The 13,143-nt window shown below is 53.3% G+C and carries 8 protein-coding genes; 3 read left to right on the forward strand and 5 right to left on the reverse strand.

Features of this window, described 5'->3' with window-relative positions; all coding sequences use genetic code 11:
* Positions 1 to 29: 29 nt before the first annotated feature.
* Both ABWQ15_RS13765 and ABWQ15_RS13770 read right to left on the reverse strand, forming a co-directional pair.
* Complete coding sequence (locus ABWQ15_RS13765) at positions 30 to 935, reverse strand: EamA family transporter (protein ID WP_353909353.1); 906 nt, start codon at positions 933 to 935, stop codon at positions 30 to 32.
* An 85-nt stretch (positions 936 to 1,020) separates the two neighbouring features.
* Positions 1,021 to 2,286 carry a methionine gamma-lyase family protein gene (locus ABWQ15_RS13770; protein WP_353909376.1) on the reverse strand — a complete coding sequence of 422 codons (1,266 nt, stop codon included), beginning with the start codon at positions 2,284 to 2,286 and terminating at the stop codon, positions 1,021 to 1,023.
* A 319-nt stretch (positions 2,287 to 2,605) separates the two neighbouring features.
* Here ABWQ15_RS13770 and ABWQ15_RS13775 point away from each other — a divergent pair, with 319 nt between their 5' ends.
* Positions 2,606 to 3,763, forward strand: a complete 1,158-nt coding sequence (locus ABWQ15_RS13775) for a GGDEF domain-containing protein (RefSeq protein WP_353909354.1) — start codon at positions 2,606 to 2,608, stop codon at positions 3,761 to 3,763.
* 94 nt (positions 3,764 to 3,857) lie between these two features.
* On the opposite strand, the gene ABWQ15_RS13780 is transcribed toward ABWQ15_RS13775, so the two are convergent.
* Entirely contained in the window at positions 3,858 to 5,162 is a 1,305-nt protein-coding gene (locus ABWQ15_RS13780) for a 2-hydroxyglutaryl-CoA dehydratase (RefSeq protein ID WP_353909355.1), read from the reverse strand.
* Positions 5,163 to 5,165: 3 nt separating this feature from the next.
* Positions 5,166 to 8,096 (reverse strand): acyl-CoA dehydratase activase, encoded by a 2,931-nt coding sequence (locus tag ABWQ15_RS13785; RefSeq protein ID WP_353909356.1) that lies wholly within the window; start codon positions 8,094 to 8,096, stop codon positions 5,166 to 5,168.
* 227 nt (positions 8,097 to 8,323) lie between these two features.
* Here ABWQ15_RS13785 and ABWQ15_RS13790 point away from each other — a divergent pair, with 227 nt between their 5' ends.
* Together ABWQ15_RS13790 and ABWQ15_RS13795 are read left to right on the forward strand one after the other, a co-directional pair.
* Positions 8,324 to 8,935, forward strand: coding sequence for an epoxyqueuosine reductase QueH (locus ABWQ15_RS13790; RefSeq protein WP_353909357.1), 612 nt, complete (start codon positions 8,324 to 8,326; stop codon positions 8,933 to 8,935).
* 433 nt (positions 8,936 to 9,368) lie between these two features.
* Positions 9,369 to 11,420, forward strand: coding sequence for a methyl-accepting chemotaxis protein (locus ABWQ15_RS13795; protein WP_353909358.1), 2,052 nt, complete (start codon positions 9,369 to 9,371; stop codon positions 11,418 to 11,420).
* 617 nt (positions 11,421 to 12,037) lie between these two features.
* Here the strand turns inward: ABWQ15_RS13795 and ABWQ15_RS13800 are convergent.
* Entirely contained in the window at positions 12,038 to 12,961 is a 924-nt protein-coding gene (locus ABWQ15_RS13800; protein WP_353909359.1) for a hydroxymethylglutaryl-CoA lyase, read from the reverse strand.
* Between the last annotated feature and the right edge of the window lie 182 nt (positions 12,962 to 13,143).

Here is a 13,143-nt window from a genome sequence, read left to right on the forward strand (position 1 = left end):
TTTCATCTGGGGACGGACATCGCGGAGCGTCACGCGTCGAACACGCCCAGAATCACAATGCCCAAGAGCACAGCAGCCACCGCCGCATAGTGCTTTCCGGAGAGCTTTTCCTTCAGAAAGACGCGGCTCCACAGCACGGAGGCCACGCAATAGGCGGAAATGATGGGCGCGGCCATCATCACGTGGTCCTCGTCACCGATGGCGTAGATATAGGCGAACTGGCCCGCCGTCTCACAAAGGGCGCCTACATACTTGGGCGCTTCCTGTCTGGGAATCAGAGGTTGCTTTTTTACCGGCACCACATAGATGAAGCACACCACAGCGCAGAAGAAAAACGTCAGCTCATAGGCCGCGTTGGCGGAGTCCTCATTCAGCGTCCGCAGCACCAGTGAATCCGCAAAGGTCCCCAGCGCGTCCAGCAGACAGTAAAGCACCGGCAGCACCAGCGCCAGCGCCGACTTTGCATACTTATAATTGGACGCCTCCTGCCGCAGGGACCGCAGACCGTTGTCCTCGCTGGCCTCCGCAGCGCCGAGACCCACCACACCCGCGCACACCAGCGCCACGGCGGCCAACTGCCAGCCGTTCACGCCGCCGATGCCGCTGGTAATCAGGATCAGCACGGCCACCAACGCGCCGGAGGAATTGCAGATGGGGGACGAGATAGAAAGCTCGATATATCGAAGGCCCACATACCCAAGCGTCATGGATAAAATGTACAGCGCGGAGACAGGCAGATACGTCAGCAGAATAGAAGCGGAAATCTCCGTTCCTCCCACAAAGATCTCATAGACCGCGTGGACGCCCATGACCAGACCCACGGCCATGACCATTTTCAAGTGGGCGTACTGATCCTGATCCCGGCAGCCGATTTTGGAAAAGAGGTCCGACCCGCTCCAGCAGAGCAGGGCGATAATTGAAAGCCAAAACCACATAAAACAATGCTCCTAAATAATAATATTCATGGGTTTTGACCCGGAGGCGGACACCGCGGGGAATACGTTTTGAATAATGCCATGTTTACAGCTTCACAATGCCGGCTTCCACCAGCTTTTGAAGACTCATGAGAATGCCCAGCTTTGCGTGGTACCATGTCAACCCGCCCTGAAAGTACACAGCGTAAGGCTCCCGAATCGGTCCGTCGGCTGACAGCTCGATGGAGCTGCCCTGCACAAACGCCCCGGCAGCCATAATGACGTCGGAATCGTATCCCGGCATAGCCCATGGCTCCGGGTTTACGTAGCTGTCTACGGGCGCGGCGGACTGGATACCCTTGCAGAAGGCCACCATGGCCTCTCTGCTCCCCAGTGTCACCGCCTGAATGATGTCGTGGCGATCCTCGGCGGCATTTGGGACGCAGGCAAAGCCCAGCTTTTCATAGACATTGGCGGCAAAGACCGCGCCTTTCAGCGCGCCGGACACCACCGTGGGCGACAGGAACAGCCCCTGATAAAACGCGGGCATCAACCCCAGATTGGCGCCCACCTCCTGTCCAAGGCCCGGGGCGGAGAGCCGGTAGGCGCACCGCTCCACGCACTCCCTCGTGCCGCAGATGTAACCGCCGATTGGTGCAAGACCGCCGCCTGGATTTTTGATGAGGCTACCCACCACCATGTCCGCTCCCAGATCAGAGGGTTCCAGCGTCTCCACAAACTCCCCGTAGCAATTGTCCACCATGCATTTCACGTCCGGCTTCACGGACTTGCAAAAGGCGATCAGCTCCCCGATCTGCTTCACCGAAAAGCTGGGACGGGTGGCATATCCTTTGGAGCGCTGGATGGTGATGAGCTTTGTGCGGCTGGTGATGGCGGCGCGGATGGCGGCGTAATCAAAAGTCCCGTCCTTCTTCAGGTCAGCCTGCGCATAGGTGACGCCATACTCCTTTAAAGAGCACTTGCTCTCCCGGATTCCGATGACCTCCTCCAGCGTGTCATAGGGCGCGCCCAACGGTGAAAGAAGTTCGTCCCCGGGTAGGAGATTGGCGGACAGAGCCACGGTCAGCGCGTGGGTTCCACAGGTGATCTGCGGGCGGACCAGAGCCGCCTCGGTGTGAAATACGTCGGCATACACCCGCTCCAGATTATCCCGGCCCTCGTCGTTGTAGCCATAGCCGGTGGTGGCGGCAAAGTGAGTGGCGTTCACCCTGTTTTTCTGCATGGCCATCAGCACCTTGCCCTGATTGTGCTCCGCAACGGCGTCGATGGCTGAAAACCGTTCCCGAAGAGCGGCCAGCACCGTCTCTCCGTATTCATACACAGCCCGGCCAACGCCCAGCTGCTCATACATGATCTTGTTGTTCAAGTCTCTCAATTCCTCTGCCGTCTCCGAATTTGCCGGGCGGTCCCGACGGAAACCAACGGCTTCCTCACTTTACCATATACATTAAAAAAACGCAAGGAAAATGGGGAGCAGTCATTGCGCGGCAGGCTCCATTCTGTCAAACAGCAGCTGTTGTAAAATGGAACAGTCCAGATTTGTGCAAATTGGAAAATTCAAGAAAATCCCAAAAAAATTAATGACAAACAATGTATTTTCTGATATTCTAAAATCTGTATATGTCTGCGGCATAAACCAGACTCATATTTTGAGAGCGGGGGGGCGCAGGATGTCTAAGCGAAGATTGACAAACAGTCAAATCGTGCAGATGAAGTATAAGGACATTATCAACGCCTGGATGAACATTCATCTTCTGATCATGTTCGGCATGATCCTCGTGGCCGTGGTCATGGAGTGTCTGGTATATTTTATGTTGGGTTCCTTTCATGTCCCTGTCACCACCGCCGCGCAGTATATGCGGCGGTATATGCTCACGCCGCTGTGCCTTAATCTGCTGCTGCTGTCCGTTGCCCTTCTTATCCGACGCAGCGCAAAACTCAGTGAAACCGTGCGCGCCGGGGCGGTTTCACTGTCTGCCGCGGGGATGGGGCTGGTCCTTTATACGGTGCATCGGATCTTTCCGGCCATGTCTCTGGCACTGATCGTACCGGTGATACTGACCATTTTCTATGGGCGGGTGAATCTGACTGCGCTCATCGGGGCCGTCTGTATCGTGGGGAAGCTGTTCTCCGACCTTTTTTTTAACTGGGATCCTGACGTAACTCCCTCCGGCCTGACTGGAGAGGCCGCAGTAGATCAGTTCGTCTGTCTTTTTTTGTTGGCTATTTGCAGCCTTGTCTCCATCCTGCTGGTGCGGATGTACCGGCAGCGAATTGATTCCAGCGTGAATGCCATGCTGGAGCAGCAACGTCTGCGAAAAAAAACGATCACCGACAGCCTCACCCGCGTGGGGAACCGGCGGGCATTGGAGGAGACCCTGCGAAAAATGGAGAGTCGGAACTGCGGGCAGTGGTTTTTCGCTATGATGGACATCGATCAGTTCAAGCATGTCAACGACCAGCTTGGCCACAGCCGCGGCGATCACTATTTGCAGTGTCTGGGCCGGATTTTGCTGTGCTATGAGGATGGCACGTTCCAGCCCTTTCGCTTCGGCGGCGATGAATTTTGCGCCATTATGCAGAAAAAGAGCTTAGAGGAAGCAATTGCCGTCTGCCACCGACTCCAGTCCGACTTTATCCACGCGGTGGAGGAAGACGCCAAGCTGATTTCCTCCGGCATCAGCATTGGGCTGACCGCCTGCGACTCCAGCGAAGACTCACAGTCGATTCTGAACCGGGCCGACGCAGCGCTGTACCAGGCAAAGAAGGTCCAGCGAGGCGGCGTCTCCCTCTGGGGGCCGGAGCAGGAAAAAGCCGAGTGCATCTGAGGGGCTTTTCAGAACATGCATTACAAACAAAGATACGCCGCCCGTTAGCTGCGGGCGGCGTATCTTTGTTATGCCTTCATATTTTTTTCATTTCTCAGACCCCGACAGCCTCCCGCTCCGGATCCATTCGTTCCGGCTCCGCCATGTCCGAGGGATTCTCCAACCGCTCCCGGCCCACCGCCAGCATCAGCTTGATGCGGTTTTCCTGATTGACACGGGTGGCGCTTGGATCGTAGTCGATGGGCGTAATGTTGGACGTGGGATACAGCTCCCGGATCTTATTCACCATGCCCTTGCCGCAGATGTGGTTAGGAAGGCACCCGAAGGGCTGGGCGCAGACGATGTTCTCATAGCCGGAGCGCACCAGCTCGATCATCTCGGCGGTGAGCAGCCACCCCTCCCCCATCTTATCCCCGTGGCCGATCACACCGTCAGCCAGCTTCGTCAGCTCTTTGAAGGACAAGGGCGCGTGATAGCCGTTCTTTTTCAGCGCGTCGATCATTACGCGTTCCGTCCCGGCCAGATAGTTCAAAATCAGACCCGACAGATGCTTTTCATAAAAACTCCCGCCGTACAGCCGCGCAGTCTCCGAGGGGTTGTAGGCACAGTACTGTACAAAGCCCATCAGCCCCGGCAGGTTTACCTCGCAGTCCTGGGATTCCAGAAACTTCTCCAGTTCGTTGTTGCCTAGAGGAGAGTACTTCACATAGATCTCCCCCACCACGCCCACCTTCACCTTCGGCGTCCGGTGGACGGGAATTGAGGCGAAGTCCGCGGCCATTTCAGGCATGGCGGAACGCACCTCACGGCTGGAGTAGCCCTTTCCCGCGCGAATGCGGTTGCAGATAACGTCCAGCCACTTTTCAAGCTTCGCATCCGCGTCGCCTCTATGCAGCTCATAGGGGACGGTCTGGGCCCGCAGAGTCACCAAAAGATCTCCGTAATAAATAGCCGCCAGCAGCTGGCGCATCAGCAGGAGCGTCATGGGAAAGCCGGAGTCCTTTTCAAGGCCGGAGAAATTCAGGCTGGCCACCGGTATCTGCCCGAAGCCGGCCCGCTCCAGCGCTTTGCGCAGCAGGTGAATATAGTTGGACGCCCGGCAGCCTCCGCCTGTCTGAGTGATGATGAGGGCGGTGTGATCCAGATCATATTGCCCCGACTCCAGTGCGTCCAGAAACTGGCCGATCACCAGCAGCGCGGGATAACAGGTGTCGTTGTGGACATACTTAAGTCCGTTTTCCGCCACTTGTGAGCCGCAGTTACCCAGCAGTTCGCAGGTGTAGCCCTGCTGCTCAAAGGCAGCTTCCAAAATCCGGAACTGAACCGGTGCCATGCTGGGGATCAGAATTTTGTGTGTTTTCTTCATCTCCGGGGTAAATTTGGGAAAATTCATTTCCATGGCTCAGTCCTCCTTCCGCCGCTTCTCGTCCTGCTCATCCAGTGCGGCAAACAAGCTTCTAAGACGGATGCGCACCGCGCCCAAATTTGTAATCTCATCGATCTTCAGTTGGGTATAGAGCTTTCCGCCGCTCTGCAAAATTTCCCGGGTCTCGTCGGTGGTGATGGCATCCACGCCGCATCCGAAGGACACCAACTGGACAAGGTCCATATCCTTCTGCGTGGTGCAATATTTTGCCGCCGCGTACAGCCGGGAGTGATAGGTCCACTGGTTCAGCACAGAGGTGGGGAACCGCTCTACCCGGTCGGAAATAGAATCCTCCGTCACTACCGCCGCGCCGAACTGCGTCAGCAGCGTGTCGATACCGTGGTTTACCTCCGGGTCCACGTGATAGGGCCGTCCCGCCAGAACGATGATGCGCCGTCCCTCCGCCCGGGCCTGATCGATGACACGGGCACCCTCTTTTCGGACTTGGGACATGTGGTGAGCGTACTCGGCATAGGCGGCGTCGGCGGCCTGCCGGATCTCCCCGCGGGAGATACCGGGAAAATGTTTGCCCAAAATCACGAACATCTTTCGTACAAAGTCCTTGGGGCGGTGAATACCGACGTAATCATAGATAAACTTGACGTCTCGGATCTCTGGGCAGTTTCCGGCGATGACCTCCGGATAATAGGCCACCACAGGGCAGTTATAGTGGTTGTTCCCCTTGCCTTCGTCGATGTTATAGGTCATACAGGGATAGAAGATGGCATCCAGGTCGAGTTTACATAAAAATTCAATGTGACCATGAACCAGCTTTGCCGGAAAGCAGGCCGTATCGCTGGGAATAGTGGCCTGCCCCTTCAGGTACAGGTCTCGGCTGCTCAGCGGGCTATGGTACACCGCAAAGCCAAGCTTGGTAAAAAACGCATGCCAGAACGGCAGTAGCTCATAGTTATTCAGGCACAGAGGCAGCCCGATCCTCCCTCTCTTCCCGGGAACAGGCTTATAACTCAGCAGAAGCTTGCGCTTAAACGCGTAGAGATTCCGTTCCCCCGTGTCCGCCTTACCGGTGACGGGGCGGTCGCAGCGGTTGCCGCTGAGAAAGGTGGAGCCGTCGGAAAAGGTGTTGACGGTGAGCTGGCAGTTGTTTCCGCAGCGGCCGCAGGTTTCGCTGCGCGTCTCCTGCGTGAAGGAGCGGAGATGCTCCGCGTCCAGAAGCATGCTCTGCTGCCCGGGCTCCGCCTTTCCTATTCCATACAATGCCGCGCCGTAAGCGCCCATCAGTCCCGCGATGTCGGGGCGGATAACCTCCACCCCCATTTCCTTTTCAAAGGCCCTCAGAACCGCTTCATTATAAAAGGTGCCGCCTTGAACCACGATATTCCGCCCCAGTTCTTCCGGAGAAGCGGCGCGAATCACCTTGTAGATGGCGTTTTTTACCACGCTGATGGAAAGCCCCGCCGAGATGCTCTCGATGGTGGCCCCGTCCTTCTGGGCCTGCTTTACACTGGAGTTCATAAACACCGTACACCGGCTCCCCAGATCCACCGGCCGCGCGGCAAACAGTCCCAGCTGGGCGAACTCCTTCACGTCCTTACCAAGGGCCTGCGCGAAGGTTTGCAGAAAGCTTCCGCAGCCGGAGGAGCACGCCTCATTCAAAAAGATGTTGCTGATGGCTCCATCCTCGATTTTGAAGCACTTCATGTCCTGTCCGCCAATGTCAATGATAAAATCGACGTTGGGCAGGAAGTGCCGCGCAGCGGTAAAGTGAGCCACGGTCTCCACCACGCCGAAATCCGCGTGGAACGCCGCTTTTGCCAGATCCTCGCCATATCCGGTGGTGGTGACGGAGGCGACCTGCAAAGCCGGATGCTCATCATACAGCCGCTGAATCACCTCCCGAATCAGGGAAATCGGATTGCCCTGATTCGGACGGTAATCCGTGAACAGCAGCCGAGCCTCCTGGTCGATCACCGCCACCTTCACAGTGGTGGAACCGGAGTCGATGCCGATGTGGACCGGAGCGGCATAGTCCGCACCGAAGGGAACGCGGGGCACCGCCGCCCGGGCGTGCCGCGCGCGAAACGCCTCGTATTCCCGCTGGTCGGCAAATAGCGGGGGCTGGGAGCGGTAGGTCTCCGACGCGCCCCGTTCCTGAAGCCGCCGGGCAACCTCCGCCAGGTCAAACTCCTGATCCGAGTAAAACGCCGCGCCCAGAGCAACGAACAGCAGACTGTTTTCCGGGCATTTTCCGACAACGTCCAGCGTCTTGTCAAAGCTCCTGCGCAGGCACCGGGAAAAGGTCAGCGGCCCGCCCAGATACAGGACGTTCCCCTTGATGGGCCGTCCCTGCGCCAGACCCGCGATGGTTTGATTCACCACCGCTTGATAAATGCTGGCGGCAATATCCTCCGACCGTCCGCCTTGATTGATGAGAGGCTGCACGTCGCTCTTGGCAAACACGCCGCATCGGGACGCGATGGTGTACGTCTTTTCCGCCCGCTGGGCGGCGGCGTCCAGCTCGTCGGCGGACATTTTCAAAAGGGTCGCCATTTGGTCAATGAACGCCCCGGTACCGCCGGCACAGGAGCCGTTCATGCGAACCTCCAGGCCGTTGGTCAGAAAGAGGATCTTGGCATCCTCGCCGCCAAGCTCGATCACCACGTCGGTGCCTGGGGCAACCCGATTCACTGCCACGCGAGTGGCAAATACCTCCTGAACGAACGGTACGGACACGCCCTCTGCCATGCCCATTCCGGCAGAGCCGGAGATTGCAAACAATGCCCGTCCACTAGGTACATACTGCTGCGCCGTACGGCGCAGCAGCTCTTCCGATTTCTCTAAAATATGACTGTAATGGCGCTCATATGTAGAGTAAACGATTTTATCATCATCGTCCAGCACCACGCATTTGATGGTGGTGGAACCGACATCCAATCCAACACGCAAGAGTATATTCCTCCTAAAAATGTCCGGGAGCGCAAAAAGTGCCGTGCACTCCAAGCTATAGACACGATTGATTTTACTCTCTTTCAGTTGAATATGCAATTGCAAAAATCGCCGCTTGCGTTAAGTGAGTGTTAAAATAGCTTCATAAAATCGTTTATCTTCCAAGAGATCAAGCCCTTGCGCGGGGTTGCGCGGTCTGCTATACTGGTCATGAGGTGACACGCTTTATGGAATCTGTTTTACTGCACTGCTGCTGTGCGCCCTGCTCCCTGTCCTGCGTCGAGCCCCTGCGGGCAGAGGGTATCGAGCCCACGGCCTTTTGGTATAACCCCAACATTCATCCCTGGAAGGAATATCAGGCCCGCCGGGATTGTCTGGCGGAGTACGCACCCACAATCAATATGAAGCTGATCGTCCGCGAGGAATACGGCCTCTGGGACTTTGTCCGCCATGTGGCGGACGACATCGACCACCGCTGCGCCTTCTGCTATGAGCACCGCGTGGAGGAGACCGCGAAGTTTGCCGCCGAGCATGGGTACGGGGCATTCACCTCCACCCTGTTGGCCTCCGTCTACCAAAACCACGACAAGATTGCCGAGGCGGCGGAGCGGTTTGCAAAACAGTATGGGGTCAGGTTCCTGTACCGGGACTTTCGCCCTAATTTCCGCACTGGGAACCAGCGGGCGCGGGAGCTTGGTTTTTACATGCAGAAGTATTGCGGCTGCGTCTTCTCCGAGGCCGACCGCTATCAAAAGCAGATCGACCGGGACCGCGAGAAATACGCGGAGACCCCTTATAAGAATATACCCATATCTCAGCCGGGAGAGGGTACGGTTTGAATGGGTAAGGTCAAGAGTTCGGTCTCTCTTTTCATCTCCGCCGGAGCTTCAGAAAATTTGCGATGCCATGCGGTCTAAGCCGCATGGCATCCGTCTTTCCTCCGTATCTCAACTTATTACCCCTGAATTTTGCAGATACCATTCGAGATCTCATCCGTACGCAGAGGTTCAAAACAGAACTGCTTTTTTATATCCGCTTTTTATAAATCTTCATCATCGCCAAAAATATGCTGCAAGCATAACTCCGATATTTTCTCTGGGAAACCGCTGATTTAATGGCGCATTGGGGCCACAATGTGATAAGTTAGAAGAAAAACGCAGGCATGGCGAAATAAGACAGCAAAGCTTTTAGTAAGTTTTGTATTATTCTTTTCAATTTTCTGCCGATGTAGTATCTATGTAGTATTTATACTGTGTAAAAGGAGAGACTGGGATGCTTAAAATTAAAAAGCTCATAGCCCAAAGATTTACAAAACCCAAGCAGAGGGGCACAGGAACCGAACAAAAAGCCAAGAAAGTTAAGCAGATACGAATAAACCTTAAACAAAAGGGGATCAAAGGGCAATTAGTCACATTTACAATGTGCTTTATTGTTTGCATTATTATTTTGCTCTCTCTTAGCTCGGTTTATTTGTCTTACAACTCCACAAAGCAGACTTTGGTCAAAAATCTTACCGCAACATCGGAATTGGTTTCCGAAAAAATTTCTCAGCAGGTTAATGAATATGCTGTAATAGCACAAGCGGCTTATTTGTATGTCGATAGTGTTGATATAACACAGGTCAGCGTTACAAAATATCTTCGAGACGCATGTAAGCAATATGGCCTTCTATCTATTGACATCGTCAACAAGGATGGTTTGTCTATCATCCAATACAAAAAATATAACGATGATTCTGTATTTCAACAGGCTACAAATGGAACCGCCACCTTATCAGACCCGATCATAAATGGCCAAGATGCCTCTTTTGAATATATATACCCTGTTAATGAACAACTTGTAGTGATCCAATTCCCATACGCTGTAATTGGGGACATGATTTCCGCTGTCAAAATTGGAGACACCGGCAGCACCTATATTTTGAATCACTTGGGCACAAAAGTTGCGCATAGTGATTTTTCACTGGTGCTAAGTCAGCAAAATAATATAAAAGATGCACAATCCAATCCTTCCCTATATAAAGAAGTTTCTGAATTGGAAACTAAAATGATTAGCGGTGAGACAGGATTTGGATTTTACACATGGAAAGGAGCCAAAGAGTTCGGGTCATATGCTCCTATTGCCGGAACCAATGGATGGTCTGTGAATGTCACGGCTTTGACATCCGAATTTATGTCGGGTGTAACGCTGACAATTTTCATTTCACTGATTCTGGGCATCGCGGCTGTTCTTCTCGCAACCTTGGCCGTTCTAAAAATTGCCGGAAACATCACCCGTCCAATCGAGCAAATTGCCAAGTCAGTAGAGCAGCTGTCTTCCGGCGATCTTGGAATTAAATTGGACATTACACGCCATGATGAAGTCGGTTTAATTGCGGATAAGGTCAACAACATGGCTCAAAAGTTCAGAGAATTAATCTATGATATTACGCAGTTCTTGAATGCGCTTTCGAAGGGAGACCTAACTGCTGGCAGCCAATGTGATTATCCGGGTGAATTTAATGCTATTCACACAGCGATGACAACGATTGCAGATGGATTAAACGAAACCATGTCCATCATCAGCATTGCAGCAGATCAGGTGAACAGCAGCTCCGAGCAAATCTCCGGTGCCTCCCAAGAACTCGCTTCAGGCACCGCAGAACAAGCTGCTTCCATAGAGCAGCTCAGCGCCTCCGTTACAAATATTTCCGAGCAGGCTGGAAAAGCATTAGACAGCGTAGATACAACGACAAAATTTGCACATCAGATTAGCGAAAAGATGGAGGTCAGCAATGCGCGTATGCAGGATTTGAACGCAGCAATGATCGAGATAAGTTCCTCCTCAGAAAAAATATCTTCCATCACGAAAGCAATTGAAGACATTGCATTCCAAACAAATATTTTGGCGCTCAATGCAGCAATTGAAGCAGCTCGTGCCGGAGAAGCCGGAAAGGGTTTTGCTGTAGTAGCTGACGAAGTTCGCAATTTGGCCGCTAAATCGGCGGAGGCTGCAAAACAGACCTCTGACTTGATTCAGAATTCTGTCAGCACAATTGAAAATGGCAAGGCTCTGTCGACACAGACCGCTGTGGCTTTGCAGGAGACGACGAATCAGTCTGAACTTATCGTAAAGGCAATTCAAAACATTCAGCTGGCAACGGAAGAACAGACTCAGGCCATTGAACAAATCACACAGGGCTTGTCGCAGGTTTCTTCTGTGGTACAGTCCAATGCTGCCACGGCTGAGGAGACCTCGGCATCCAGTGAAGAAATGGCCGCACAGGCAAATACCTTGCGGCAAGAAATTGAGAAATTCCACCTATGTAAGCATGAAACTATTTGACATGGTCTTTAGAGATTTTCAAGAATAACACAGCATCCCAAATGTCTGGAATAGCAGAATCCTGACAAACAGCATGAACATGCCGAGCAATGAAAAAATCTATGAGCAAACAGACATCAGGCGGCTGAAGGCCTCCTGATGTCTGTTTGCTCTAGCCAGTCCGGCGCAGCTTCCAGTGTATCGGACGAGCTGACTTTCGTAGCCGACCCGTAAAATTCAGCAACCAGTACAAATACTACCGGATATTTTAAAACCAATATGTGCAGCTTCTCCACGCTCAATCGCAAAACACAGGCATACTTGAATCCCCGGCGTAAGGGAGTTAAGGCAATCGTACTTTTGTTCAACGCTAAGGCAGGCTTGTAAATTTGGGTTTGTCTCTTCCCGGATTTGTTATAATACTATTCCAAGGAAGTGACAGCATGGGGACCTAGCAAGGAAATTTCACTATAATACTTGAGTGTCCAAAAATCATGTCTTTGGGTATTTGCTGTATGGTTTGGCAGGTGCCCTCACCATACACACTAAATTAAGGCGGCATGACCTTCGGGCCATGCCGCCTCTTACAAGCAAAATTAAAGCGCAAATGAATCGACTATTCTGCCGAAAAGGTCGCTTTAGCCGTTGCTCGCCTGGATCAGATCACGGGAACGGCCCGCTCGCAGGATATAACTATCTGTGTCATGCCCCAGCAGTTGCTTCAGCTGGCGAGAAAGAGCAATCACCTTGACGATGTCAATTCCCGTGGCAACTCCGGACTCCTCACACATATGGAGCACGTCCTCGGTGGAAATATTGCCGGCAGCACCGGGGACAAAGGGACAGCCGCCCAGCCCGCCGAAGGAGCTGTCAAACTGAGTCATCCCAGCCTCCATGGCGGCCATAATATTGGCCATGGCCAGCCCGCGGGTATTGTGGAAATGCAGCCACCAAGAGGCCTGCGGATACGTCTCCCGCACATGGGCGCACATATCGTAGACTTGGTTGGGAACCGCCATGCCGGATGCGTCTGACAGCGAAATCTCGGTAATTCCGACCTTCAAGTAGGCTTCAATGATAGCATCCACATCCTCCTGAGGAATGCGTCCCTCCCAGGGGGAGGCGAAGGGCATAGATATAGAACCGGAAATTTCGATTCCATGTTCCCCGGCGGCCTGAACGCAGGATGCAAATCCAGCGACGCTCTCCTCGGGGGTCATATTCAGATTTTTCAGATTATGCTGCCGACTGGCAGAGACATTAAGCTTGACCTTTTTGCAGCCGCAATCCACTGCACGCTGCACTCCACGCAGGTTCGGAATCAGTGCACGGAGTTCCACACCCGGCACATCCCCAATCAGCCGGTATACCTCGTCGGTATCTGCCATTTGAGGAACCGCCTTGGGGTGCATGAAGGAGCCAACCTCGATTACACGGAAGCCGGCATCGATCAGGCCGCGCAACAGCTCCAGCTTTTTCTGAGTGGAGAGCAGTACCTTTTCGTTTTGCAAACCGTCCCGCAATCCAACCTCGCACAGAGCCACTGATGACGGTAATTTCATGATTTATCCCTCCTAGCTTTACTTTTTTCTTTATATTAAGGGAGACGAGTCAAAGATTCCAATACATTTTTTTTATCATCACATAGATTTCCTTTATCAAGGCAATAATATTGAATCCACAAGCTCACCTTTTTACTCTCACGCAAAGGATACATTAAAAATGGTACTTGTTAAAACCCAAT

Origin of the sequence: Oscillibacter sp., from assembly GCF_040505565.1 — a bacterium.
Classification (GTDB): domain Bacteria; phylum Bacillota; class Clostridia; order Oscillospirales; family Oscillospiraceae; genus Oscillibacter.